23 protein-coding genes and 1 pseudogene are annotated in these 24626 nt (G+C 63.7%); 10 read left to right on the top strand and 14 right to left on the bottom strand.

Annotation, left to right across the window (positions count from 1 at the left end):
• Window positions 1-140 precede the first annotated feature (140 nt).
• Genes X907_RS03050 through X907_RS03035 form a run of 4 tightly spaced genes read right to left on the bottom strand, consistent with a single transcriptional unit; the run spans window position 141 to window position 4611 of the window.
• A complete protein-coding gene (locus X907_RS03050) occupies window positions 141-941 on the bottom strand; it encodes an enoyl-CoA hydratase/isomerase family protein (protein ID WP_127565580.1) in 801 nt (266 codons plus the stop codon).
• Window positions 941-2098, bottom strand: coding sequence for an acyl-CoA dehydrogenase family protein (locus X907_RS03045; RefSeq protein ID WP_127565579.1), 1158 nt, complete (start codon window positions 2096-2098; stop codon window positions 941-943). Before X907_RS03045 ends, X907_RS03050 begins: the two co-directional genes overlap by 1 nt.
• A 21-nt stretch (window positions 2099-2119) precedes the next feature.
• A complete protein-coding gene (locus X907_RS03040; RefSeq protein ID WP_127565578.1) occupies window positions 2120-3730 on the bottom strand; it encodes an acyl-CoA carboxylase subunit beta in 1611 nt (536 codons plus the stop codon).
• Entirely contained in the window at window positions 3730-4611 is an 882-nt protein-coding gene (locus X907_RS03035; RefSeq protein WP_127565577.1) for an SDR family oxidoreductase, read from the bottom strand. Before X907_RS03035 ends, X907_RS03040 begins: the two co-directional genes overlap by 1 nt.
• 136 nt (window positions 4612-4747) lie before the next feature.
• Between X907_RS03035 and X907_RS03030 the strand changes: the two genes are divergently transcribed.
• Complete coding sequence (locus X907_RS03030) at window positions 4748-5149, top strand: MerR family transcriptional regulator (RefSeq protein WP_127565576.1); 402 nt, start codon at window positions 4748-4750, stop codon at window positions 5147-5149.
• Window positions 5150-5261: 112 nt separating this feature from the next.
• Here X907_RS03030 and recF read toward each other — a convergent pair whose 3' ends face one another.
• The 7 genes from recF to mutM form a co-directional block, all read right to left on the bottom strand.
• On the bottom strand, window positions 5262-6401 hold the full coding sequence (recF, locus tag X907_RS03025; protein ID WP_127565575.1) for a DNA replication/repair protein RecF: 1140 nt from the start codon (window positions 6399-6401) through the stop codon (window positions 5262-5264).
• Window positions 6402-6623: 222 nt separating this feature from the next.
• Entirely contained in the window at window positions 6624-7742 is a 1119-nt protein-coding gene (gene dnaN / locus X907_RS03020) for a DNA polymerase III subunit beta (RefSeq protein ID WP_127565574.1), read from the bottom strand.
• Window positions 7743-7896: 154 nt separating this feature from the next.
• On the bottom strand, window positions 7897-9339 hold the full coding sequence (gene dnaA, locus X907_RS03015) for a chromosomal replication initiator protein DnaA (RefSeq protein ID WP_233352502.1): 1443 nt from the start codon (window positions 9337-9339) through the stop codon (window positions 7897-7899).
• 526 nt (window positions 9340-9865) lie between these two features.
• On the bottom strand, window positions 9866-10132 hold the full coding sequence (gene rpsT, locus X907_RS03010) for a 30S ribosomal protein S20 (protein WP_127565572.1): 267 nt from the start codon (window positions 10130-10132) through the stop codon (window positions 9866-9868).
• Window positions 10133-10274: 142 nt separating this feature from the next.
• A complete protein-coding gene (locus X907_RS03005) occupies window positions 10275-11051 on the bottom strand; it encodes an enoyl-CoA hydratase (protein WP_127565571.1) in 777 nt (258 codons plus the stop codon).
• A 131-nt stretch (window positions 11052-11182) separates the two neighbouring features.
• Entirely contained in the window at window positions 11183-12103 is a 921-nt protein-coding gene (locus X907_RS03000) for a TraB/GumN family protein (protein WP_127565570.1), read from the bottom strand.
• A gap of 121 nt (window positions 12104-12224) precedes the next feature.
• Entirely contained in the window at window positions 12225-13100 is an 876-nt protein-coding gene (gene mutM / locus X907_RS02995; protein ID WP_127565569.1) for a bifunctional DNA-formamidopyrimidine glycosylase/DNA-(apurinic or apyrimidinic site) lyase, read from the bottom strand.
• 96 nt (window positions 13101-13196) lie between these two features.
• On the opposite strand from mutM, the gene X907_RS02990 reads away from it, so the two are divergent.
• The 8 genes and pseudogenes from X907_RS02990 to dut all read left to right on the top strand — a co-directional run bounded on the left by X907_RS02990 (window position 13197) and on the right by dut (window position 19145).
• A complete protein-coding gene (locus X907_RS02990; RefSeq protein ID WP_170175438.1) occupies window positions 13197-13874 on the top strand; it encodes a YbaY family lipoprotein in 678 nt (225 codons plus the stop codon).
• Window positions 13875-13928: 54 nt separating this feature from the next.
• Window positions 13929-14681 carry a class I SAM-dependent methyltransferase gene (locus X907_RS02985; protein WP_127565567.1) on the top strand — a complete coding sequence of 251 codons (753 nt, stop codon included), beginning with the start codon at window positions 13929-13931 and terminating at the stop codon, window positions 14679-14681.
• Window positions 14682-14747: 66 nt separating this feature from the next.
• A complete protein-coding gene (ubiB, locus tag X907_RS02980) occupies window positions 14748-16295 on the top strand; it encodes a 2-polyprenylphenol 6-hydroxylase (RefSeq protein WP_127565566.1) in 1548 nt (515 codons plus the stop codon).
• 34 nt (window positions 16296-16329) lie between these two features.
• Entirely contained in the window at window positions 16330-16560 is a 231-nt protein-coding gene (locus X907_RS02975; RefSeq protein WP_233352501.1) for an AbrB/MazE/SpoVT family DNA-binding domain-containing protein, read from the top strand.
• Window positions 16557-16952 carry a type II toxin-antitoxin system death-on-curing family toxin gene (locus tag X907_RS02970; RefSeq protein ID WP_127565565.1) on the top strand — a complete coding sequence of 132 codons (396 nt, stop codon included), beginning with the start codon at window positions 16557-16559 and terminating at the stop codon, window positions 16950-16952. Before X907_RS02975 ends, X907_RS02970 begins: the two co-directional genes overlap by 4 nt.
• Window positions 16934-18150: pseudogene (coaBC, locus tag X907_RS14725) on the top strand (bifunctional phosphopantothenoylcysteine decarboxylase/phosphopantothenate--cysteine ligase CoaBC). Before X907_RS02970 ends, coaBC begins: the two are co-directional and overlap by 19 nt.
• A 65-nt stretch (window positions 18151-18215) precedes the next feature.
• Window positions 18216-18671, top strand: a complete 456-nt coding sequence (locus tag X907_RS02960) for a hypothetical protein (protein ID WP_127565564.1) — start codon at window positions 18216-18218, stop codon at window positions 18669-18671.
• A gap of 24 nt (window positions 18672-18695) precedes the next feature.
• Complete coding sequence (gene dut, locus X907_RS02955) at window positions 18696-19145, top strand: dUTP diphosphatase (protein ID WP_127565563.1); 450 nt, start codon at window positions 18696-18698, stop codon at window positions 19143-19145.
• Here dut and X907_RS02950 read toward each other — a convergent pair.
• Together X907_RS02950 and X907_RS02945 are read right to left on the bottom strand one after the other, a co-directional pair.
• The gene (locus X907_RS02950) at window positions 19142-20449 is read right to left on the bottom strand and encodes an ATP-dependent DNA helicase (RefSeq protein WP_127565562.1); all 1308 of its coding nucleotides are present in this window, start codon (window positions 20447-20449) and stop codon (window positions 19142-19144) included. The genes dut and X907_RS02950 overlap by 4 nt on opposite strands.
• Before the next feature lie 82 nt (window positions 20450-20531).
• Complete coding sequence (locus X907_RS02945; RefSeq protein WP_127565561.1) at window positions 20532-20984, bottom strand: hypothetical protein; 453 nt, start codon at window positions 20982-20984, stop codon at window positions 20532-20534.
• A 70-nt stretch (window positions 20985-21054) separates the two neighbouring features.
• Between X907_RS02945 and X907_RS02940 the strand changes: the two genes are divergently transcribed.
• Window positions 21055-21807, top strand: coding sequence for a HesA/MoeB/ThiF family protein (locus X907_RS02940; protein ID WP_373870253.1), 753 nt, complete (start codon window positions 21055-21057; stop codon window positions 21805-21807).
• A 125-nt stretch (window positions 21808-21932) separates the two neighbouring features.
• Here the strand turns inward: X907_RS02940 and metH are convergent, their stop codons facing one another.
• Window positions 21933-24623 (bottom strand): methionine synthase, encoded by a 2691-nt coding sequence (metH, locus tag X907_RS02935; protein WP_127565559.1) that lies wholly within the window; start codon window positions 24621-24623, stop codon window positions 21933-21935.
• Between the last annotated feature and the right edge of the window lie 3 nt (window positions 24624-24626).

Genomic DNA, 24626 nt, shown 5'->3' with positions numbered 1-24626 from the left:
GAACACCCCACCCCTCGTCATTCCGGAAACGCCGAAGGCGTTATCCGGAACCCAGAACTTTATGAAAGAAGCGCTGGGTTCCGGGTCTACGCGCTGACGCGCTTCGCCCGGAATGACGAAAGAAAGGCAAGTGAGGCCGCTCATCCCTGCACCCATTTGGCGGGGCGTTTCTCGATGAAGGCAGACAGCCCTTCCGCGCCCTCTTCGCTGCGCACGGCAGCGGCAAACACCCTGGCCGCATCATCAATGAGGGAGCCTGCATCATGCAGGCGCGCGCGGCGCATCAGGCGCTTGGTTTCGGCTATGGCGTTCGGCGCGCCTTTACGAATGTCGGCGAGCACCGCTTCCAGCGCCGTATTCATCGCATCCTCGCCCTCATGCACGCCATGCACGAGCCGGAGACGCAGCGCGCCCAGCGCATCGATCTTGCCTCCCGTCACGGCGAGGCGGCGGGCTTCGGAATACCCCAGCCGCTCCACCAGGAACGGCGCGATCTGCGCCGGGACGAGACCAAGCCCGGTTTCCGGCAGGCGGAACAGGGCCGTCTCGCGCGCCAGCGCCACATCAGCCACGCACGCCAGCCCAAACCCGCCGCCCATCACCGCGCCTTCCAGCACCACGATCACCGGCAGGCCGGTCTCCGCATAGGCTTTGCACAAATGGCCAAACTGGGCGTTGACCTTGGCTGCGGGGTCTTCGCCATCAGGGCCGGGGCCGGCGTAGGCCGCGCCCATATCCTTCACATCTCCGCCAGAGCAGAAATGCCCGCCAGCGCCTTTAAGGACGATGGCGCGCACGCCGTCGCTTTCAGCGCTTTTGAGAGCGCCCAGCAGCTCGTCCACCATGGCCAGCGACATGGCATTGCGGGTCTCCGGCCGGTTCAGCGTCACGTGACGCACCCCGGCACGGGTCTCGATCAGGATTGTCTCGGGCGCGCTCATCAGTCCTTCCGGCGCTTGGGAAGAGTACCTTCCAGCTTGCAGATAATGCCGAGCATGATCTCGTCGGTGCCACCACCGATGGAGATCAGGCGGCCATCGCGGAAGGAGCGGGCGATGGGGTTGTCCGAGGTGTAGCCCATGCCGCCCCAGTATTGCAGGCAGGTGTCGGAGACTTCGCGCGTCAGGCGGCCGCATTTCAGCTTCGCCATGGAGGCAAGACGCGTCACGTCCTTGCCTTCCATGAAGTCCGCGACGGCGCGGTAGGTCAGCGCGCGCAGCGCCTCCACCTCGGTACGCAGCTCAGCCAGGCGGAAATGGACAACCTGATTGTCCAGCACCGAATGGCCGAACGCCTTGCGGTCGCGCGTGTACTCGATGGTCAGATCAATCGCCCGGTCGAGGCTTTTGAGCGAAGAGGCCGCGCCGAACAGGCGCTCCTCCTGGAATTGCAGCATCTGGTAGAGGAAGCCCGCGCCTTCATCCCCGATCCGGTTGCGTTTCGGCACCCGCACCTCATCAAAGAAGAGCTGGGCGGTATCCGAGCAATGCATGCCGATCTTGTGGATTTTCTGGCGGGTAATCCCCTTGGAGTTCATCGGCACGATGATGAGGGATTTATTGCCGTGGGCCGGGCCGTCGGACGTGTTGGCCAGCAGGCAGCACCAATCGGCCTTCATGCCATTGGTGATCCACATCTTGGTGCCCGTGATGACGTAGTCATCGCCATCGGATTTAGCGGTGGTTTTCAGTGCTGCCACGTCAGACCCGCCACCGGGCTCCGACACGCCAAGGCACACCACCGCATCGCCGGAGATGGCGGGGGCCAGGAACTCCGCGCGCAGCTCGTCAGAGCCGAAATTGGCCAGCGCCGGGGTCGCCATGTCGGTCTGCACGCCAATAGCCATCGGCACACCGCCGCAGTTCACAAGACCCAGCTCCTCGGCGAACACCAGTCCGTAGGAGAAATCGAGCCCCGCCCCGCCGAACTTTTCCGGCCAGCGCAGGCCGAGAAGGCCCAGATCACCCATCTTCTTGAAGAGCTCGTGGGAAGGAAACTCTTCCGCCTTTTCCCACTCCTCCACATGAGGGTTGATCTCGGTCGCGACGAATTTTGCGATGGTGTCGCGAAGCTGGTTGTGTTCGGTGGTGAACTGCATGGGGGAGCTCCTTTTGAAACTCTAGAAACGGGCCACACCAAACGTGTTGGCGTTCAGCGCGCGGGCGTTGCCTTCAGCACAGATATTCAGGCTCTCGGTGAGGATGGCGCGGGTGTCGCGCGGGTCAATAATGCCGTCATCCCATAGCCGCGCCGTGCCGAAGAGGGCGTAGGACTGCTCCTCCAGCCCGGTGCGGATCATGTCGCTCATGGCTTTGAGCCCATCTTCATCGGTCGGCTGGCCGGCGCGCTCATTCTTGGCGCGGGTGATGATCTCCATCACCTTGGCGGCCTGCGCTCCGCCCATCACGGCGGTGCGGGCGGTCGGCCAGGCGAAGATGAAACGCGGATCGAACCCGCGCCCGCACATGCCGTAATTGCCAGCGCCATAGGAGCCGCCGAGCACGATGGTGATTTTGGGCACGCGCGCATTGGCGACGGCCTGGATCATTTTCGAGCCGTGCTTGATCGCGCCATCGGCCTCTGCCTTGGAGCCGACCATGTAGCCGGTGGTATTCTGTAAAAAGATGAGCGGCGTGCCGGACTGGTCGCAGAGTTGAATAAACTGCCCGGCCTTCATCGAGCCTTTGGGCTGGATCGGACCGTTATTGCCCAGAATGCCGACAAGATGGCCGCCAATGCGGGCATGGCCGCACACGGTTTCTGCGCCATAGCGCGCCTTGAACTCCAGGAAGTCCGACCCGTCGACGATGCGGGCGATCACTTCCTTCACGTCATAGGGGGTGCGGTCATCGGCCGGGACCACGCCAAGCAATTCCTCGCTGGCGAATTTGGGCGCTTCGCCTTGCCCCGGCGGGGTGGCGCCATCCCAGTTCAGCTTGTCCATGATCTCGCGGGCATAGGCGATGGCCTGCGCATCGTCCTCGGCGACATATTCGCCAAGGCCTGTCACCTCGCCGTGGAGCTTTGCCCCGCCAAGGCTTTCATCGTCCGCGTCCTCGCCAATGGCGGCTTTGACCAGCGGCGGTCCGGCGAGGAAGATTTTCGAATTGCCCTTCACCAGCACGACATAGTCAGACAGGCCCGGCAGATACGCCCCGCCCGCCGTTGACGAGCCATGCACCACCGCGATCTGCGGAATACCGGCAGCGGACAGTCTTGCCTGATTGGCAAAGCTCCTGCCCCCGTCGACGAAAATCTCGGCCTGATAGAGCAGGTTCGCGCCGCCGGACTCCACCAGATGGATCATGGGCAGCTTGTTCTCCAACGCGATCTCTTGCGCGCGCAGGGCCTTTTTCAGTCCCATCGGCGCGACCGTGCCGCCCTTGATGGCGCTGTCGGACGCGCCAATGATGACACGCTTGCCGCAGACCTGCCCGATGCCGACGATTGAGCCACCGCCAGAGGCGCCGCGATCCCCGTCATCATCATGCATTTTCAGGCCCGCCAGCGGCGAGAGCTCGAGGAAGGGCGCATCCCGGTCAAGCAGCCGCGCCACGCGCTCGCGCGGCAGAAGCTGGCCACGCTTTTCAAAATCCGCCCGCTTGCGTTCGGAGTTGGCGCGCACCTTCTCCTCCAGCGCGCGCACTTCGCTAAGGCGCTCGGCCATCTTGTCCGCATTGGCGCGGAACTCATCGCTTGAGGCGTTGAGGCGGGACGAGAGCACGGGCATTAGCTGCCACCTCCGCGCAGGACTTCGGGGTCCACCGCCCGGTGGAAGCCATTATAGGCAACGCTCTTTTCATGGTCAGGCAGGGGGAAAACCGCGCTGCCCAGCGGCGCACCACCATCAATCGCCAGCGTCACGCCGGTGATGAAGCTCGCGCCCTCACTGAGGAGGAACACGATGGCTGATGAAACCTCTGCCTCCGTCCCCATGCGCTTGGCGGGCAGGTGCTGGCGCAGATGCGGGATCATGGCGCGCACCGCGCCGCCATAAGTGTCCATGCCCGACGAGGCGACCCAGCCAGGCGCCACCGCATTCACGCGAACACCATACTGCGCCCACTCGAACGCTGCTGTCTTGGTGAGATTGGCCATCCCTGCGCGCGCGGCACCGGAATGGGCCATGCCCGGCATGCCGTTCCACATATCCGCCGTCATGTTGACGATCGTGCCGCCATGTTCGGCCATGGAAGCCTCGAACACGGCGCGCATCATCAGGAAGCCGCCGGTCAGATTGGTCGCGATCACCGCGTCCCAGCCCTTTTTCGAGATGTCCTGCAGGCTGGCCGGAAACTGCCCGCCCGCATTGTTGACGAGGCCATGGACGGGGCCATGTTCCGCGACGATTTCTGTCACCGCAGCCTTCACGGCGTCCTCATCGCGGATGTCAAAGCCCGCCATGTGGCAGACGCCGCCATCTTCGGCGATCTCGGCAGCGACGCCTTGAAGCTTCTCCGCCTTGCGCCCGGTGATGATGACTTTTGCGCCAAGGCTGGCCAGCTCATGGGCGGTGCAGCGGCCAATGCCGGACCCGCCGCCGGTGACGATTATCGTCTTCCCGGCGAACAGCTGTTCGCGAAATACGCTGTCATACCCTTTGGCAGTCACGGCGTTGCCTCTCCTCCCTGACCGGCCCGTCTGGCGGGGCTCTTGTCTTCTCTTTCAGGCTGACGCATGCTTACGTATACGTCAAGCAATTCTTGTAAGCGTCAGGCAGTATGAAATGGCCAGAGCGGCAACCAGCATGAAAACGAATGAGGCAGGCGAGACCCTCTACGGGATCGCTGATCTCGCCGCGCATTTTGACATCAGCCAGCGCACGATCCGGTTCTATGAGGACAAGGGGCTGATAAGCCCGCAGCGGGTCGGCACGCAGCGCATCTACACCGAGACCGACCGCCAGCGCCTCTCGCTGATCCTGCGGGCCAAGGTGATAGGCTCAACCCTGTCGGAGATCCGCACCTTCCTTCAGCTTTACGGGCAGGAGGGCGAGGGCCGCGAGAAGCAGCTGCGCTATGTCATCGAGCGCACGGGCGAGAAGATTGCCGAGCTGGAAGACAAGCGCCGCCAGATCGACGAAACGCTGGACGAGCTGCGCCTGATCCATGAAGGCTCAAAGGAGCGGTTGCGGAAACTGAAGGGGTAGTTGTCCCTCGTCCTTCGAGACGCTCACTACGTTCGCCCTCAGGATGAGGGACATGGCGAAAACCTCCCTCATGCTGAGGAGGCTTCGCAAGAAGCCGTCTCGAAGCACGCACCTACCCCCTTACCGCCTGGCCCGCCTCCACGCTGACATATTGCACGCCCTCGCCGAACGCCTCGAACAGGCCCTTCTCCACGCCCGTCAGCCAGGCCTGGCAGCCAATGGCAGCAATCGCGCTGGCAAGGCCCTCGCGGCGGTCCACATCCAGATGCGCGCACGCCTCATCAAAGATCATCACCGGGGCGGCCCCGCGCTCGCGCGCAAGCGCCGCACCATGGGCGAGCGCGAGACCCAGCAGCAGGGCCTTCTGCTCGCCGGTGGAGCAGTCCGCCGCCACCTGATCCTTCTCCCGGTGGCGCGCCTCCAGCTCGGTGCGGTGCGGGCCGGTCAGCGCGCGCCCCGCCGCGCCATCCTTGCGGCGCGTGTCTTTCAGGCGCGCGGCAAAGCGGGTTTGCGCCGCGCCTTCATCCTCCACGAGAAGCCCCTCCAGATAGCCGGAGAGCGCAAGATCGGCTTTGGGGAAGGCAGATGCCGGGCGGTCATTGATCTCGCTCTGGAGGGCATTGAGGGCCACCAGACGCGCACGCGCCATCGCGGTGCCCGCTTCGGCCATTTTGGCTTCCAGCGCATCGAGCCATGACAGATCAACGCTGAGGCCTTCATCCATGCGCTCCAGCAGGCGCTGGCGTTCGCGCATCGCCTTGTCATAGGCGTTGGCCTGCGTGCCGTGACCCGGCTCACCGGCCAGCACCAGACGGTCGAAAAAGCGCAGGCGGTCGCTGCGCGGACCTGCCCACAGCCGGTCCTCGCGCGGGGTCAGCCAGATCATCGGGAAAAGGCGCGCGAGCTGGGTCTGGGTGGTGGCCACGCCTTCGAGGCGCGTCTTGCGCCGGGCGGGATTATCGGGGTCAGCGCCGGTTGCCAGCGTTACCGGGCCGTGGGCCGTTTCGGCCTCGGCATGGACCGCCCAGACCGGCGCTTCCCCGCCAGCGCCGCGCTGGCGCACGGCGTCGGAACCGGCGGCGCGAAGCCCCCTGCCCGGCCCGAGAAAAGACACCGCTTCAACCAGATTGGTCTTGCCCGCGCCATTGGGGCCGAACAGGCAGACAGGGCGCGCATCCAGCGCGAGATCCAGCCAGGCATAGTTGCGAAAGCCGGTGAGCTTCAGGCGGGTGACGGCAGATGTTCTGTTCATGATCCAGCTGCCCGGCAAACAGCCGGGGTCCCCGCCCCGAGCGGGGACCCAGAGGCGAAAGCAGGACTTCAAACGGCATGCTTATGACGCTGTTTTGCAGGTTTACTGGGTCCCCGCTCGGGGGCGGGGACCCCGGTAATGAACATACCGTAGGAGCAGAAACTGACACGCCAGCAGGCATGGCGGTGTGTCCTTTGACGGGCAAACCGTTCAGGCTAACCCCTACACCCGCAGCGGCATCAGCACGTATTCAGCGTCCGGATCGCCAGAGTCCGTCACGCGCGTCGGCGAACCGGAATCGGCAAACTCGAACATGGCCTCATCGCCAGCGATCTGAGCAGCGACGTCCAGCAGATAGCGCGCATTGAAGCCAATGACGATTTCGCTGGATGAATAGTCGGCATGCAGCTCTTCGCTCGCCGTCCCGCTTTCAGGGTTGTTGACCGCCAGAACCAGCGTGGAGTCCGACACGGTCAGCTTGATCGAGCGGGATTTCTCCTGGCTGATCGTGGCCACCCGGTCGACGGCCTGCGCGAACGGGGCGCGGTCCACCTTCATGATCTTGTCATTGCCGCGCGGGATCACGCGCTCATAGTCCGGGAAGGTGCCGTCAATCAGCTTGGAGGTCAGCACCGCTGCGCCCAGCTCGAAACGGATCTTGCCTTCGGAGACCTGCACGCGGATTTCATCATCCACATCTTCGAGCAGGCGGCGCAGTTCCTGGATGGGTTTGCGCGGCACGATGACCGCCGGCATGCCTTCCGCGCCAGAGGGTAGATCGGTTTCGGCCAGCGCCAGACGGTGGCCGTCGGTGGCGACAGCGCGCAGCGTCTTGCGGCCATCACGCTCTGCCGCGTGCAGATGGATGCCGTTGAGGTAGTAGCGCGTCTCTTCGGTGGAGATCGCAAAGCGCGTCTTGTCGATGAGGCGCGCAAAGGCGGCGGCCGGCAGGGTAAAGCTGGTCGCCAGATCCTCGGTCGGCATGACGGGGAAGTCACCGGCGGGCAGCGCGGGCAGGTTGAAGCGCGAGCGCCCGGCAGAGAGCTGCAGGCGCGGATCATCACCGGCCATCTGCAGCGTCACATCCGCCCCTTCAGGCAGCTTGCGGGCGATCTCATAAAGCGTGTGGGCCGGAGCCGTCACGATGCCTGCCCGCTCCACATGGGCGGGGGCCTCTTCCACGATCTCGGTATCAAGGTCGGTCGCGGTCAGGCGCATGTGCTGGCCGTTGGCATTGATCAGCACGTTGGAGAGGATCGGGATGGTATTGCGCCGTTCCACCACCGCCTGGACGTGTCCAAGCGCTTTCAGGAGGGCCGCGCGCTCTATCGTGAGCTTCATCTCTATCGCCTTTTGACCAGATTTGGCGGAAAGCCCGGCAAGCGCAGCCTCCCGCCTGACAGAATCGCTAGTAGACCGGGTTGTTTACCATAGACCAAAAAAAACGACCGCAAGAAGGGGTCTCTTGCGGTCGCCGGGGGGCGTTGCAGCACAATCAGCCGCGAAGACGCTTGCGAATGGCCTCAATATCTTCGGCCAGAAGCGGATCGGCGCCAAGCTGGGCAGTAATTTTGGTCACCGCGTGAATGACCGTCGAGTGGTCCCGCCCGCCAAAGCGCCGCCCTATATCGGGCAGGGAGCGCGTGGTCATGGTCTTGGCCAGATACATGGCGATATGGCGCGGGCGCACGACAGACTGGGTGCGGCGCTTGGAGTTGATGTCGGAGGACGTGATCGAGAAATAGGCCGCTACCGCCTTCTGGATCTCGTCGACCGTGACGCGCTTTTCTGCCTTCACGGGCAGATCGCCCAGCACTTCCTCCACTGCCTCGATCGTCACCGGGCGCTCCATATAGGCGGTGCGGACGATGACATTGTTGAGCACGCCTTCGAGCTCGCGCGCCGAGCTGGTCACGCGGGCCGCCAGGAAATCGCGCACCTGTTCGGGTACATCGAGATCGGGGCAATGGGCGCGGGCCTGCGCCACCTTGCAGTCAACAATCTTGCGGCGCAGATCGAGATCAGGCCCGAACAGCTCGCAGGCAAACCCGCCGCGCAGCAGCGAACGCAGGCGTTCATCACCGACACCCAGCTCGGCCGGCGCGCAATGCGAGGCGAGCACGACCTGGCGGTTTTCCGCGATCAGGGCTGCAATCGTGTGCAGGAATTCGCTTTCCGTGCTCGGCTTGCCGGCGATGAAGTGGACATCATCGATCAGCAGCACGTCACAGGTACGCACCTGGTCCTTGAAGGGCTGGACGTCACGCGCCCGCAGAGCCGACTGGAAGCCGTTGAGGAACTCCTCGGCCGTCAGATAGAGCACCTTGCGGCCGGACTCGCCAAGGCTCACCGAATGGGCGATAGCGTTCAAGAGATGCGTCTTGCCCACCCCGTAGCCACCATGGAAGAAGGCCGGGTTGAAAGGCGGGGCGGACGCACCGGCAATCGCCTTGGCCGCCGTGCTGGCCATGGCATTGGCCGAGCCGACCATGAAGGTGTTGAAGGTGAAGCGGCCATCGCTGCGCGAGGCACGCTCCGGCCCGCCAAGGGCCGCCGACGATGCCGAGCTGGCAAGGGCTTCGCGCGCAGGCGCCAGCGCAGCAGAGGCCGCGGGGCGGACCGGCGCCGCGGCACTGGCCGGTACCCGGCGATCCTCCCGGACGCCAGCGCGGGCAGCCGGAACGCCTTCACAACAGATCACGATGTCACGCGGGCCGGTATCAAAGGTCGTCCACAGCGCACGAAGCCGGGCGCCCAGATTGTCCTCCACCCAGGCGCGGCCGAAATCATTGGCGCAGATGATCTGGATGGAACCATTGGAATCTTCCGCTACGCGCAATCGCGCGATCTCGGAAACATAGATCACATCCCCGTATTCCTGGCGCAGCCTGGCGCGTACATCGCGCCAGACATCGCTGACGGCCGGCACACCCTGCATGACGCCCCGCTGCTGTGTTCTGGCGTTAGAAACTGAATTGTTCAGCCCCATAAGTCCCCAACCTCAAACCTGTCGGCTGCAAGTTATGTCCCGCAGCTATTACCTTGATTTTAGACAAGACTTCTCCGTTCGGCGGCCAGCCATATGCTCGCCCCCGCAACCCGCTCTTGGTCCGTATGGAGATCAGTCGCGTCGGTCCAGACAGGTTAGCCAGAGCGCTGCGGGAATCAACATCATTAACCGTGATTCCGGGCCGATTCGGCGCTTGACAAGGAGATTTCCCTGATTGCGCTGGACGTTGCGCAGTGAAAAAAGATTCAGTCAGGGTTTACGTTCCGCAGGCGTTCATGGCGGGCCGTGTTTGCAGCTGTCAAAGGGGAGAGAAATTGCAGCGCGAAAGGTTGTGGGAACGCCTTGTGCAACAGGCGATCCCGGCGGTTTTCTGAACAGAAAACAAATAAAAAAGCGCGCCTGCAGACATACTGCAGACACGCTCTAAACTTATCCGGCTAAGGACGAGTTTTGACTAGGCGTTCATCGACTTCACGCGGGCCGAAAGGCGCGAAACCTTGCGCGAGCCCGTGTTCTTGTGGATGACGCCCTTGGAGACGGCGCTCATGACTTCGGACTCGGCCGCACGCAGGGCGTCACGCGCCTCGGTCTGATTGCCGGCCGCGATAGCCAGCTCGACCTTTTTCACAAAGGTGCGCATGCGCGAGCGGCGGGTTTTGTTGATGGCGGTGCGGCGCGCAATCTTGCGCACCATTTTCTTCGCCGAACTCGTATTCGCCATGGATACTCCAGGGGCCTGAAACAGTCGTTGAAACCTAAGTTCTCATCGTCGCGCCGCGCCCTTGAAAAGGCAAGCGTTGAGCGAAGTGAGGCGCGGCGTATACCCGTGCGCCCCGGCTTCGTCAACCGCGATGCGTGCTAAATCAGCGGTGGCGGAAATGCGCAGCGCGCTTGCTGGCAAAGGCCGCCATGCCTTCCTTCTGGTCTTCGGTGGCAAACTGGGACTGGAAGACACGCCGCTCAAAGCGGATGCCCTCGGTCAGGCCCATCTCATAGGCCATGTTCACCGCTTCCTTGGTCATCATCGCGATCGGCAGGGATTTGGCCGCAATGGCCTCTGCCGCTTCCATGGCGGTGTCGAGCAGGTCGTCAGCGGCCACGATGCGCGAGACCAGGCCGGCACGCTCGGCTTCCTCGGCATTCATCATGCGCCCCGTCAGGCACATATCCATGGCCTTGGACTTGCCGACAGCGCGCGGCAGGCGCTGCGTGCCGCCCGCGCCGGGCATGACGCCGAGATTGATCTCGGGCTGACCGAATTTCGCGGTTTCCGCAGCAATGATGAAATCGCACATCATGGCGATCTCGCAGCCGCCACCCAGCGCATAGCCGGCGACCGCAGCGATAATCGGCTTGCGGAAGCGCGCCACCGATTCCCAGCTCTTTGCGAAGGGATCGTGCATGTAGAGCGAGACGAAATCGCGATCCTGCAATTCCTTGATGTCTGCACCGGCGGCGAACGCCTTGGCAGAGCCCGTCAGAACCACACAGCCAATATCCTCATCGGCCTCGAAAGCTTCCAGCGCGGCAGCCAGCTCCGTGGTCAGCTCGTCACACAGCGCGTTCAGGGCCGATGGCCGGTCGAAGGTGATAACCCCTACCCGCCCCTCGGTTTTGGTCTGGATCGTCTTGTAGGCCATCTTGAGCCCTCCTTGAGGATGACACCGCCTTGACAGTGCCGCGACAGTTCGATGCGGCGGCTTCCATACAGGAAGCCCGCCCCGGGGTCGACACCCCGGAGCGGGCGATCTCTGCTTATTGATGGATGCGTCTAGCGGCGAGTGACCGTGTAACCTTCAGCCCGCAAGAGCTCGACCACACCGTCTTCACCGGGGAGGTGACCTGCCCCGACCGCCACGAAATGCGTGCCGCCCGATGCCAGCATGGCCTCGATCTGAGGCACCCAGTCGCGATTACGGGTGACCATGATCGCCTGATAAAGTTCGTCGCTGGCATCACGGATGGAACCGTTCACCTGCGTATCGAGCGTATCCATGTCGCCGGTCGCCCAGGCGGTGACCATACGGTCCAGCTCTCCACGCAGATCGCCCATCTCCTCAAGGCTCACGCGAAGCCATTCGATCTGGGTATCCATCGGCAGACCGGCGAGGATGCGCAGCTGGCCTTCGGCCGTTTCCAGGTAATCGAGCTGCTTGCCCTGTTCACTGGCCTCAGCCGTCAGCACGGCCTCGACACCCGTCGCCGGATTGAAGCCGAATGACTGGAGCTGCATCGCGCCCAGCGTAATCCCGGCAAGCCAGGGCTGCACAGGCTCGAAATTGGCTGCAGGAATGCCCAGCTCTGCGGTTTGTGCTTCAAAGGCGGCATAGGTGTCCGCACCCAGCAGGGAGGACAGGGTGACGCCTTGCGGATTGAGCCCGAGCTGCGGGATCAGGGCCTGCATCTGGGCCTGCGTCTCGGGGCTGAGGACATCGGCCTCGAACCACACCGTCCCGGCTTCGGCAAAGGCAGTGTTCACCGTATCGGAACGCCAGTCGAGCGCGTCAGGCAACAGGTGGAAAGTGCCGAACAGATGGACGGCCGCGCCATCAGCCTCGATCGTCCACAGGGCCGGAGAGGCCTCGATGGCGGCGTAATCTTGTGCGTAGCTTCGCTCCAGGGAGGAGAGTCCAACCCCGGCCAGGAAGCCCAGTGCGGCGAGCGCCGCTTGTCTGATAGTGTTTTTCAACATGGGTCTGACCTTTTCATTGTGTATCTGGCCTCCTGTTCGGGTGGCCTGGAGGGTTTAATATCAAACCAAATGTTATATGTCTACAACATTATGGATGACATATTTGTAATGCGCCCGCCCGTTAGCGCTGGCATGCCGGGCAGTAGAAGGTCGACCGGCCTTGCTGGACGAGGCGGATGATGGGCGCGCCGCACCCCTCATTGCCCGAGCTGCCGCGGCACGCCTCGCCCTCGCGCCCATAGGCATCAAAGCGGTGCTGGAAATAGCCCAGAGCGCCGTCTGCGCCTGCATAGTCGCGTAAAGTAGAGCCGCCCGCATCAATCGCCTCGGCAATGACATTGCGCACGGCCACGGCCAGTCGCTCTGCCCGCTCACCCGCGATTGTATAGGCCTGACGCTTCGGGCTGATACGCGCGCGCCATAGCGCCTCGCACACATAGATATTACCCAGCCCCGCCACGACGCGCTGGTCCAGCAATGCGGTCTTGATGGGTGAGCGCCGCCCTTTGAGCGCTGCCGCCAGATGAGGACCGGAAAACAGGTTGGAATCCGGCTCCGGTCCAAGCTGGGCCAGATAGGGATTTGCCGCCTCCTCGCCTGTATCGAACAGGGTCATGAAGCCGAAACGGCGCGGATCGTTATAGGTAACCCTCACCCCGCCCTCGAGGTCCAGCACGACATGGTCGTGGGCGGGGTTGGCGGGCGGCGCGTAGACGAAATCGCCCGGCTGGCGCGCCATGTCCTCTGCCAGAATCGAGAACCGGCCTGACATGCCCAGATGCATGAGCAGGGTTTCACCTGATCCCAGCCGCACAAGCAGGTATTTCGCGCGCCGGTCGAGCCGCTCCACCTGCGTGCCGGTCAGGCGCTCTGCCATGCGTTCGGGGAAGGCAAAGCGCAGATCGGGCCGGTTCGTCCGCGCGGACAGAATGCGCCGCCCTTCCATGGCGGGGATGAGGCCGCGGCGTACGGTTTCCACCTCGGGCAGTTCGGGCATGGTGTGGCCTCGTCGTCTGAAAGGTGCGTCTTGCCGCTTAGAATGTGCGCATGCGCTGTGCTAAGGCGAGTGCCAGCATCACATGGAGACGTCGCCATGGTCCGGTTATCCGCCGCCATTATCACGCTTGGCCTGCTTCTGGCCGCTGCCTGCTCGCCATTTGACGAGGACGCGCCGCGTACACTGACCGCCACGTTGAGCGTCGGCGAGCCGGTGCGCCTGCCCGATGGCACCGCTGTGCTGGTCGAGTTGTTCGCGGTCAGCGGTGAAGGCGAAGCGGTGGCGGAAGCCAGCACCGTGCTGGACGGCGCCGACCTGCCGCTGGAGGTGAGCCTCACCATTGATCCGGCGCGCCTTGAAGACGGGCAGGCCTATGCATTGCGCGCCGCCCTTGCCTGGGATGGCGAGCTGCAATGGCTGAGCGCGCCGCTGGCGGTCAATGTCGGGCAGAGGCGCATTGATGCCGGAGAGATACGTCTCGACCCGTTTGGCGCCAGCCTCGTTGGTGATGCGGGCGAGGCCCCTGCCATGGAGGCCGAAGAAGCCATCTTCCTGTGCGGAGACATTCTGGCAATTCTCAATCGTGATGCGGACGGCGCGGCACTGTCTGTCGAAGACGCCGAATATCGGCTGGGTCCGGCCATGACAGGCGAGGCTGAAGGCGTGCTGCGCCATGAAAGCGCGGATGGGCAGAGCTGGTTTGATGATGCCGGTGCCACCGCGCGCTATGCCATAGACGGTGAGGCCGGACCGGACTGCGTGCGCCTTTACTGATCTGGTCCATCTGCCGCACTGGCAGCTTTCAATGGCGAAGGCTAGTCTGATCTCATGAGCAATACTGACACCACATCCTTCGGCTTCCGCGAAGTGCCGCGCGAGGAAAAGCAGGGCCTTGTGCGCGGCGTGTTCGACCGCTCGGCGCGCCGCTATGACCTGATGAATGATGTGATGAGCCTTGGCATTCACCGGGTGTGGAAAGACATCACCATCACCCGCGCGAGGCCGAAACCTGGCGAGCGGCTGATCGATGTGGCGGGCGGTACCGGCGATCTCGCCCGCGCCTTCATCGAGCGCTCCAGACGCCCCGGCGAGAAGCCCGCCACCGCCATCGTGGCCGACATCAATGAGGAGATGCTGCGTGCAGGCATCAAGCGCGGCCAGGCAGACGGCATCGAATGGGCCGTCGCCAACGCCGAATGCCTGCCCTTTGACGACAGAAGCGCGGACTGCGTGATGATCGGGTTCGGCATCCGCAATGTGACCGAGCGCATGCAGGCGCTGCGCGAAATGCACCGCGTGCTCAAACCCGGCGGGCGTTTCCTGTGCCTTGAATTCTCCAGGCCCGTCACACGCGCTGTCGCGAACATCTATGATCTGTGGTCGTTCAAGGCGATCCCCGAGCTCGGCGCTCTCATCGCCAAGGACCGCGACAGCTATCAGTACCTCGTCGAATCCATTCGCCGCTTTCCCCATCAGGAGGCGTTTGCCGCCGAGCTGCGCGAAGCAGGGTTTGGAGAAGTGAAGGTGACGAACCTGTCGGGCGGCATCGCGGCCCTGCATACCGGCTGGCGGACAAGCTGACGGCAAAAGGGCCGCACATGCGCCCCCTCGCCAAACCGGGCTTTGCCCCCTAAACCTCGCGGCGTGATGTTTGGACCTGTCTTCACCTTCTTCCGGCTTATCCGCGCGGCATGGACGCTGGCGCGTCACGACGCCATGTTCCCGGTCGAGTATCAGGCTGTCTTCCCGGCATCAGCACGCTTCGCGGGGCGGGTGGCGCGCCTTGTGGCCATTCGCGGACGGGCAGACAATCCTGGCGAGCGGCTGGCACGGGCGCTGGAAGAGCTGGGCCCCTCCTATGTGAAGCTGGGTCAGGTGCTGGCCACGAGAGCCGACGTGGTGGGCGTGCATTTCGCGCGCGGCCTGTCGCGCCTGCAGGACCGCATGAACCCGTTTCCCGATGCCGAGGCCCGCAAGGTGATCGAGGCCGAGCTGGAAGCGCCGGTAGAGACGCTGTTTGCCGAATTCGGCCCGCCCGCCGCCGCAGCCTCCATCGCTCAGGTCCACAAGGCGGTTACCCATGATGGCCAGACCGTCGCGGTAAAAGTGCTGCGTCCAGGCATCGATCAGCGCATCCACAAGGACATTGCCGTACTGCGCATGGGCGCAGGGCTCGCCGTGCGCTTCTTTCCGGCTTCGCGCCGGATGGAGCCGCGTGCCTTTGTCGAGACGGTTGCGCGCTCTCTGGTGCTGGAGCTGGATCTGCGCATGGAGGCAGCCGGCGCCAGCGAGCTGATGGAAGCCGCCGTCGCCGCGCAGAACCTGCACATCCCCGAAGTGATCTGGCCGCTGACCACCAAGCGCGTGCTGACCACCGAATGGATCGACGCGATACCGCTGACCGACATCGAGGCCGTTGATGCGGCCGGTATCGACCGGGTCAGGCTCGCCTCCGACATCACCGATGCCTTCCTCACCTGCGCACTGGAGCGCGGCGCGTTTCACGCCGACATGCATGCGGGCAATCTGTTCGTGGGCCGCGATGGCAAGCTTTGGGCGGTCGACTTTGGCATTGTGGGGCGGCTGGAAGGCCCGGAACGGCGCTATCTGGCGCGCATCCTTCACGGTTTCCTGACCCGCGATTATGACCGCGCCGCCGATGCCCATTTCGATGCGGGCTATGTGCCTGCGCACCATGCGCGCGCGGACTTCTCCGCTGCGCTGCGCTCCGTCGCCGAGCCGATATTCGGCAAGCGCGCAGACGAGGTGCCGATGTCACGCGTGCTCCTGCAGCTCTTCGAGGTGACGGAGCTGTTCGACATGCACCTTCAGCCCCAGCTCATCCTCCTGCAGAAGACCATGGTGCAGGTTGAGGGCGTGTGCCGCACCCTCACCCCCGCCCATGATATGTGGGAATCGTCCGCGCCCGCCGTAGAGCGCTTCATGCGCCGCGAGCTGGGCCCGGAAGGGCGGATACGCGATGTCTTGCGCGATCTGGAACGCCTGCATACCAGCCTGGTTGCCCTGCCCGTCACGCTGGAGCGCCTGACCGAAGCCGCCGAGCGCATGAACGCGCCTGAACAGGTGTCCGCCCCCGTCAGGCGCGGCTGGTTCACCGGCATGCTCATTGCCATCACAACGGCCAGCCTCGCCGTGCTGCTTACCCTTGCCCTGACAGGCCGTCTTGCAATGTAAGCACGTATGTGCTTATATGTGGGGGTGGAGGTGCATGATGACCATTACGGTAAAGCTGACAAAGCAGGGCAATTCGACGGGGGTCAGGCTCCCGAAGGAAGTGCTGGAAATGGCGGGGCTTAGCCGTGGCGATGAGGTCACGCTCGAAGTTACGGGTGGCCGTGTCACTCTGGTAAAATCCGAGGCACCTTATAGCGCGGCGATGTCAGCCTACGAGGAATGCCGCACGCGCTATAGCAAGACCCTCGAAGACCTCGCCAAATGAGCCACGACATCCGGCTCCTGCCGCTGTCGGCCATACTCGACGCCTATGAGCGCGAGATGGACGCCACCGGCGGCGCACGTGGTCTGCGTGATGAAGGCGCTTTGAATTCCGCCATCAGCAGGGCAGAAAACAAGCTCGCCTACGCAGACCCGGCGCCGCAAATTCATGATCTGGCCGCCAGCATCGGATTTGGCATAGCGAAAAACCATCCTTTTCTGGACGGCAACAAGCGCATGGCATTCATCGCCAGCTACATGATGCTAAGGATCAATGGCTGGTATCTGGACGCGACCGAACGCGATGCGACGCGCACAATGCTCGCGCTGGCAGACGGCTCGCTGGACGAGGCGGGCTTTGCCGCCTGGCTGACGCAATGGTCTTACAAGCTATGAACACCCGCATCCTTCTCATCATTTCCGGCGGCATTGCCGCCTACAAATCGCTGGAGCTGATCCGCGAGCTGAAGCGGCGCGATGTGGGCGTAAGCTGCGTTCTCACCGATGCGGCCAAGCAGTTCGTGACGCCGATGAGCGTGGCCGCCCTGTCGGGCGAGAAAGTCTATGACAATCTCTTCTCGCTCACCGACGAGACCGAGATGGGCCATATCGAGCTGTCACGCTCGGCAGAGCTGATCGTCGTTGCCCCTGCCACCGCCAACATCGTGGCCAAGGCCGCACATGGGCTGTGCGATGATCTGGCTTCCACCACCTTGCTGGCCACTGACAAGCCGGTACTGATGGCCCCCGCCATGAATGTGCGCATGTGGGAGCACGCCGCGACACAAGCCAATCTCGCCACGCTGAAAAGCCGCGGAATAGCCTTTGTAGGGCCGGACGAAGGCGAGATGGCCTGCGGAGAGTTCGGGCCGGGCCGCATGGCCGAGCCGATGCGCATCGCCGACGCGGCGCTGGCCCTCCTGACCCGATGAGTGCCCCGCATATCATCATCACGGCCGGGCCTACCATCGAGCCGATTGATCCGGTCCGCTTCCTCTCCAACCATTCCTCCGGCCGGCAGGGCTATGCGCTGGCCGCAGCCCTGGCAGCACACGGGGCGCGCGTGACGCTGGTCTCCGGCCCGGTGAGTATAGAGCCGCCAGCGGGCGCCGAGCTGGTCAAGGTCCAGACCGCGCTGGAAATGCGCGACGCCGTGATGGCCGCCCTGCCTGCTGATGCCTATATCGGCGTCGCCGCCGTGGCCGACTGGCGCCCGGCAACCCGCCATGCCAGCAAGATGAAAACCGACAAGGCGGGCTTTGCGAGCCTGCAGCTGGTGGAGAACCCGGACATCCTCAGGGAGGTGTCGGGGCTGACAGACCGCCGCCCGCGCCTGGTCGTCGGGTTTGCCGCAGAAACGGCATCGGACGGCGGCGCGCTGGAAGCGCTTGCGCGCGCCAAGCTGGAGCGCAAGGGGTGCGACCTCATCATCGCCAATGATGTATCAGGCGACGCGATGGGCGGCGCGGAGAACAGTGTGCTGATCGTCTCGCGCGATGAGGTGAAGCCAATCGCGCGCGCGCACAAAGACGTGATTGCGGCAAAGCTGGGCGATTCAGTGATGGCCTTGTTACGCGCACCTTTGCGGCGCTAGGCTGCAGCGTGTTCTGGCCGCTGGACCGGGCCGTCCCGTCTGCGGTTGCTATCAGGAGTTTCTCCATGAAGACATTGTTCGCCAGCGGTGCTGCCCTTCTTGCCAGCCTCGCAGCCGGCGCACCCGCTCTTGCCGACTGCTTCGCCATTCCCGGTGAGGCCGGCGTCCAGCCGACCGTCATCGAGGGCTTCACCGTGCGTGAGGCGACCGCGAGGCCCGGCCCGCTGCAATTACCGCCCTTGCCTGACGGCACCGGCGCCATTTTGTGCGACCGGGAAACCGTCGTGCCCGACAGGAACGATTTCAAGGTCCTGCTCGCCGGCCTGCCGCTGATGATCCGTGCAGGCACGCCGGATGAGCCGACTGTGCTGAGCATCGGCATTGAGGACGGCGATTACGCAATCAGCGTCATGATGGGCTCGCTCACAGATCAGGAGCGCACCGCCATCATCTCTGCTGTCGAAAGCTTTGACGACGGCATTGACGAGATGGAACGCTGGATGGAACAAAACCCGCAATAGCGGCTTCCGGCGGGGGATTCTTTCATGGTTCAGGTGCGCATCAAGGCGCTGGAGCATTTTGCGGGCCTGGACCTTCCCCGCTATCAGACGCCGGGATCGGCGGGTATGGATTTGCCTGCCGCGCTCCCCGAAGACGCGCCGGTTACGCTGCAGCCGGGCGAGTGGCAGCTGATCCCGACCGGGCTCGCGATTGCCCTGCCCGAAGGCTATGAGGCGCAGGTGCGCCCCCGCTCTGGCCTGGCGGCCAAGTTCGGCATTTCCTGCGTCAACACGCCTGGCACGATCGATGCCGACTATCGCGGCGAGCTGCGCGTGAACCTGATCAATCATGGCCGCGAACCCTTCGTGGTGCGCCGCGGCGAACGCATCGCCCAGATGGTCATAGCGCCTGTGGTTCAGGCCCAGCTGATACCGGCTGACACGCTGGACGAAACACAGCGCGGCGCAGGCGGCTTTGGCTCCACCGGAGTCTAGCCCTCAAGCCGGGCAGGCGCAGGATCGCAATAGCTTTTCACGTCGAATATACGCTGATCGACAATGATGTCGGACGGACGCAAGGGGCGTGACAGCTCCATCCCTTCCAGCGTGCGCGCACGTGACAGGGCGACATAGGCTTGCCCGTGGGCAAACAGACGGCCCGGCAGATCGAGATAGACACGGTCCAGCGTCAGGCCTTGTGCCTTGTGGATGGTCATCGCCCAGGCGAGCCGCAGCGGCATCTGGGTAAAGCTGCCGACGGTTTCCTTCTTCAGCGCCTTGGCCGCCGCATCATAGCTATAGGCATGGCGGTCCCACTGCACCGGCTCGATGCGGTGGACCTCATCGCCGATCTTCACCATCACGCCGGCTTCGGCAAAACCCACCACCTCGCCCAGCGAGCCATTGACCCAGCGCCCGCCGGGATCATTCCGCAAGAGCATCACACGCGCACCGCGTTTCAGGATCAGCGGATCATCGGTCGGCATGATGCGCTGATCGAACTGGCCTGATGTCTTGCCCTCGATCAGCTCCGGCTTGCCGGGCAGCGCATCAAGGCGCTGCGCATTGATGCGGAAGGCAGCTTCGTTGGTGGGGGTGAGCACGACATGGGTGGCGCTGGCCTCCAGCCCTGACCGGCCGGTGACGCGGGTATTGAGGACGGCGCCCTCCTCGCGTGTCAGCTCGCCGGTCCGCACGGCGTTGAGTATCTGCACGAAATCGGGATCGGCCTGGCGGTGGACTTTTGTCAGTTCCAGCATGGAAAATCCGGCATCGCGAAAAGCGGGCGGGTGGAAGAAGAACGGCCCGCCATAGGCCATCTCCAGATAGCCGGCCTCCTCATCGCGCACGACAGGAGGAAGCTGGGAGAGATCGCCGACGACGATCATGCGCACCCCGCCAAAGGGCTCCGAGCTTTCCCGGTTGAGGCGCAGGCTGGCATCAATCGCCCACATCATGTCGGCGCGCACCATGGAAATCTCGTCGATAACCAGGGTTTTGAGCGCCTTGACCGCACGCGCATTGCGCAGGCGGCGAATGTCGGACGGCTCCACAAGGCGCGGCGGCAGGCGGAAAAAGGCGTGCAGGGTCTGCCCGCCCGCCTGCATGGCGGCAACGCCGGTGGGCGCCAGCACGGCGGCGCTGGAACCCAGACGCTCCAGCACGGCGCGCGTCAGCGTGGTCTTGCCGGTCCCTGCCCGCCCGGTGAGGAAGACATGGGAACCGCCATTGACCAGATAATCGAGCACCGGGCCGTCAAGATCGGCCGAAGCGGGAGATTTGGCGGGCGTATCCATCATCGGCGCAGGCTGACGCGGTTTGCCACCCGCCGCCAGTGCCGAACTCCGCCCTATTCACACCTTGCTGTGCTCTGCTGGAGGGTCAGTAGATCTCCGGCGCGCGGCAAGCATCCCCGGCAAAGCGGAAATCACGCACAATCCCGTCGCCGGCGACGACAAAGCGCGTCTCGCATTCCACCATCCAGCTGCGCGGCGGCGTGTAGACGGTTTCCTCATACTGCTCGATGCGGACGTGCTGATTGCCCCTGCGGTCGGTCCAGACAATCCGGCGCTCGCGCGGAATGGTGGTGTAGCCGCCCGGATCATGGCGCTGCTCGGCCACGAAATAGGTCCACACCTGCGAACCATCGCTGAGATAATCGCGCGCAAGCGGCGAGCCGCGCTCCACAATCAGCGCATCGGCGGACTGGCCCAGATGCAGTGCGGCACGCTGGCGATAGCCTTCCTGTGTGGCACACGCCGAAACAAGCAGACCCAGCGCCGTTGCCACGATCAGGTGTGGCCGTGAAATTCCCCGTACATTCCCCTGTGCCATGAGACACCTCCCTTGGACCGTTTCAAGGCTAGCGTGCTATGGCGTTGATGAACCCTGCCTGAAAGGATGCGTGAAGGTGCGCAAGACCGATATTGACCGTCATGCCCGCCACATCCTTCTAAAGGAGATTGGCGGCCCCGGTCAGGCAAAGCTGGGCGCAGCGAAACTGGTGATGATTGGCACGGGCGGGCTGGGCGCTCCGGCGGCGCTCTATCTGGTCGCTGCCGGGATTGGCCAGATCACACTTGTCGATCCCGATACGGTCAGCCTCGATAATCTCCAGCGGCAGGTACTCTTCCGCACAAGCGATGTGGGCCGCGAAAAGGTAGAGGCCGCGCGCGATGCGCTGCAGGCGCTGGACCCGGCGGTCAGCATTGAAACCCACCGCCTGCTCGCCGATGCCAGCAATCTGCCTGCTCTCCTCGAAGGCGCCGATCTGGTGCTCGATGGCTGTGATGATTTCGCGACCCGCTTTGCGGTCAATGACGCGGCAATCGCCGCGCGCATCCCGCTGGTTTCCGGCGCGGTCGGGCGCTGGGACGGGCAGGTCTCCAGCTTCGCGCCGCATCTGGGAGCTCACGCGCCCTGCTATCGCTGTCTGGTGCCAGACATTCCACCCGGCGCGGAAAGCTGCGCGGTCACGGGCATTGTCGGCGCGATTACCGGCATTGTGGGGACGCTGATGGCGCTGGAAGCGATCAAGCTCATCACCGGCGCAGGTGAACCGCTCATTGGCCGCGTGCAGATCGTCGACGGGCTTTCGGGCGGCCTTCGCACGGTGAAGCTGGCACGCGATCCGGCGTGCGAGGCGTGTGGGGGGTAAGCTCCAAACAGCCCATGAACTCCCGGACGGCGTAGCCGATCCGGGACCTGTTGCAGGTGATACGGAGAGAGGCCCCGGATAGCGCTTCGCGCTTCCGGGGTTTCAGCTAATCTTGAGCAAACCCCTCACGCCGCCGCATCGGCTTCCTCCAGCCGGGATGCGTCCGGCTCATAGCCAAGCACCGGCGCGAGCGCCTTTTCGGCCTCCTCCATGCTCCAGCCCTTGCGCGCCGCATAGTCTGCTACCTGATCGCGCATGATGCGCCCGACGGCGAAATAGACGCTGTCAGGGTGCGCCAGATAAAGCCCTGAGACGGAGGCTGCCGGGTACATGGCCCGGCTCTCGGTCAGCCTGATGCCGGTGCGTTCGGGCGCTTCGAGCAGCTTGAAGAGCAGGTCTTTCTCGGTGTGATCGGGCTGGGCCGGATAGCCGGGCGCCGGGCGGATACCGGCATAGGCTTCCTTGATCAGCTCCGCATTGGAGAGCCGCTCATCGCTCGCATAGCCCCAGATCTGCTTGCGCACGCGCTCATGGAGATATTCGGCGAAGGCTTCGGCAAAGCGGTCCGCCAGCGCCTGGAACATGATCGCGGAATAATCGTCATTGGCCTTCTTGAAGCGCTCGGCGATCTCGTCCTCGGCATCGCCTGAGGTAACGGCAAACCCGCCCACCCAGTCGGTCACATCGCTGCGCACGAAGTCAAAGATGGAGAGATAGGGATTGTCACCATCCTTCTCCGCCTGCTGGCGCAATCCGTAGAATTTGCCAAGACGTGATTTGCAAGTCTCATCGGCGAAGACGGCAATATCATCGCCCTCGCGCCGGGCGGGCCACAGGCCGACAACGCCCTTGGGCTTGAGCCAGTCGCCTTCGACCATCTGTTTCAGCATGGCTTGCGCATCATCAAAGAGCGCGCGCGCCGCCTCGCCCCGATTGGGGTCATCGAAGATGGCCGGATACGTCCCCTTCATCTCCCAGCTGAAGAAGAAGGGCGTCCAGTCGATGTAAGGCACCAGATCGGACAGGCGCACATCATCAATCGTGGTGAGGCCCGGTTGCAGCGGTTTGACGGGCTGGTGGCCAGTGGCATCGGCGTCGAACGCCTTGGCACGCGCATCAGCCAGTGTCACACGGCGGCGATTGCCTTGGGTACGGGCGCGCGTCTCGCGGATGCGGGCGTAATTGGCCTGTATCTCGTCCCAATAGGGCTGGCGCTGGGTGTCAGAGAGCAGCTTGGAGACGACGCCCACCGCCCGGCTGGCATCATGCACATGGATGACCGGCGCCTTGTGGTAGGCCGGCTCGATCTTCACCGCTGTATGGGCCGGGCTGGTCGTTGCCCCGCCGATCAGCAGGGGTATGTCAAAGCCCTCGCGCTCCATCTCGCTCGCCAGAAACACCATCTCGTCCAGCGAGGGCGTAATCAGGCCCGACAGGCCGATAATATCGGCCTTGTGCTCACGCGCGGCCTCCAGGATTTTCTCCGGCGGCACCATGACGCCCAGATCCACGACGTCATAGCCGTTACACTGCAGCACGACGCCGACAATATTCTTGCCAATATCGTGTACATCGCCCTTCACCGTCGCCATGATGACAAGGCCGTTGGACTGCTTGTCCAGCCCTGCCGCCTCGCGCTCGGCCTCCATATAGGGGAAGAGGTGGGCGACGGCCTTCTTCATCACGCGCGCCGACTTCACCACCTGCGGCAGGAACATCTTGCCCTCGCCAAAGAGGTCCCCCACCACATTCATCCCGTCCATGAGCGGGCCTTCAATGACGTGGAGCGGGCGCTCGGCGGACTGGCGCGCCTCTTCGGTGTCTTCCACCACGAACTCATCCAGCCCCTTCACGAGGGCATGCTTTAAACGCTCTGCAACGGGCAAGGAGCGCCATTCGGCGGCGGCCTTCTCTTCGGCCTCTCCGGTATCGCGATAGGCCTCAGCGGCCTCCAGAAGGCGCTCTGTGGCATCCTCGCGGCGGTTGAGGATCACGTCCTCGACCAGCTCGCGCAATTCCGGCTCGATCTCGTCGTAAATCTCAAGCTGGCCGGCATTGACGATGCCCATATCCATGCCCGCCTTGATGGCGTGATAGAGGAAGACCGAGTGCATGGCCTGACGCACCGGCTCATTGCCGCGGAAGGAGAAGGAGATGTTGGACACACCGCCGGAGACATGCGCGCCCGGCAGGCGCTTCCTGATCTCGCGCGTCGCCTCGATGAAGGCGACGGCATAGTCATTATGCTCCTCGATCCCCGTCGCCACGGCGAAGATATTGGGATCGAAAATGATGTCCTCAGGCGGGAAGCCCAGCTCATCGACAAGAATGTGATAGGCGCGCTCGCAGATCTCGACCTTGCGCTCCTTGGTGTCGGCCTGACCGTCCTCGTCAAACGCCATCACCACCACGGCCGCGCCATAGGCAAGGCAGGCTTGCGCCTGTTTGCGGAAGCTCTCCTCGCCTTCTTTGAGCGAGATGGAATTGACGATGGCCTTGCCCTGCACACATTTCAGGCCCGCCTCGATCACCTCCCATTTGGAAGAGTCGATCATGATCGGCACGCGGGCAATGTCCGGCTCGGTGGCGATGAGATTGAGGAAGGTGATCATGGCCTGCTTTGAATCGAGCAGACCCTCATCCATGTTGATGTCGATCACCTGCGCCCCGGCCTCGACTTGCTGGCGCGCCACATCAAGAGCGGCAGCGTAATCGCCCTCCTTGATCAGCTTTCGAAAGCGCGCAGAGCCGGTGACGTTGGTGCGCTCACCAACGTTTACAAAGACGGCACGGGATTGGGCAGGCGTATCGGTCATAAA

Origin of the sequence: Glycocaulis alkaliphilus (assembly GCF_004000605.1) — a bacterium.
GTDB lineage: Bacteria > Pseudomonadota > Alphaproteobacteria > Caulobacterales > Maricaulaceae > Glycocaulis > Glycocaulis alkaliphilus.
The sequence above is the reverse complement of the archived record's forward strand: the minus strand, read 5'-3'. Positions and strand labels throughout refer to the sequence as shown.

Coding starts and splice junctions, on each gene's coding strand:
- ubiB (WP_127565566.1), top strand. CDS start 14,748: ATGTTTGGACCTGTCTTCACCTTCTTCCGGCTTATCCGCGCGGCATGG.
- dut (WP_127565563.1), top strand. CDS start 18,696: ATGGTTCAGGTGCGCATCAAGGCGCTGGAGCATTTTGCGGGCCTGGAC.
- X907_RS03040 (WP_127565578.1), bottom strand. CDS start 3,730: ATGCCCGTGCTCTCGTCCCGCCTCAACGCCTCAAGCGATGAGTTCCGC.
- X907_RS02975 (WP_233352501.1), top strand. CDS start 16,330: ATGATGACCATTACGGTAAAGCTGACAAAGCAGGGCAATTCGACGGGG.
- metH (WP_127565559.1), bottom strand. CDS start 24,623: ATGACCGATACGCCTGCCCAATCCCGTGCCGTCTTTGTAAACGTTGGT.
- dnaA (WP_233352502.1), bottom strand. CDS start 9,339: ATGCAGGGTGTGCCGGCCGTCAGCGATGTCTGGCGCGATGTACGCGCC.
- X907_RS03050 (WP_127565580.1), bottom strand. CDS start 941: ATGAGCGCGCCCGAGACAATCCTGATCGAGACCCGTGCCGGGGTGCGT.
- X907_RS02985 (WP_127565567.1), top strand. CDS start 13,929: ATGAGCAATACTGACACCACATCCTTCGGCTTCCGCGAAGTGCCGCGC.
- rpsT (WP_127565572.1), bottom strand. CDS start 10,132: ATGGCGAATACGAGTTCGGCGAAGAAAATGGTGCGCAAGATTGCGCGC.
- X907_RS02990 (WP_170175438.1), top strand. CDS start 13,197: ATGGTCCGGTTATCCGCCGCCATTATCACGCTTGGCCTGCTTCTGGCC.
- X907_RS02950 (WP_127565562.1), bottom strand. CDS start 20,449: ATGATGGATACGCCCGCCAAATCTCCCGCTTCGGCCGATCTTGACGGC.
- X907_RS02945 (WP_127565561.1), bottom strand. CDS start 20,984: ATGGCACAGGGGAATGTACGGGGAATTTCACGGCCACACCTGATCGTG.
- X907_RS03045 (WP_127565579.1), bottom strand. CDS start 2,098: ATGCAGTTCACCACCGAACACAACCAGCTTCGCGACACCATCGCAAAA.
- X907_RS02970 (WP_127565565.1), top strand. CDS start 16,557: ATGAGCCACGACATCCGGCTCCTGCCGCTGTCGGCCATACTCGACGCC.
- X907_RS02960 (WP_127565564.1), top strand. CDS start 18,216: ATGAAGACATTGTTCGCCAGCGGTGCTGCCCTTCTTGCCAGCCTCGCA.
- X907_RS03000 (WP_127565570.1), bottom strand. CDS start 12,103: ATGTTGAAAAACACTATCAGACAAGCGGCGCTCGCCGCACTGGGCTTC.
- X907_RS03005 (WP_127565571.1), bottom strand. CDS start 11,051: ATGGCCTACAAGACGATCCAGACCAAAACCGAGGGGCGGGTAGGGGTT.
- recF (WP_127565575.1), bottom strand. CDS start 6,401: ATGAACAGAACATCTGCCGTCACCCGCCTGAAGCTCACCGGCTTTCGC.
- dnaN (WP_127565574.1), bottom strand. CDS start 7,742: ATGAAGCTCACGATAGAGCGCGCGGCCCTCCTGAAAGCGCTTGGACAC.
- X907_RS03030 (WP_127565576.1), top strand. CDS start 4,748: ATGAAAACGAATGAGGCAGGCGAGACCCTCTACGGGATCGCTGATCTC.
- mutM (WP_127565569.1), bottom strand. CDS start 13,100: ATGCCCGAACTGCCCGAGGTGGAAACCGTACGCCGCGGCCTCATCCCC.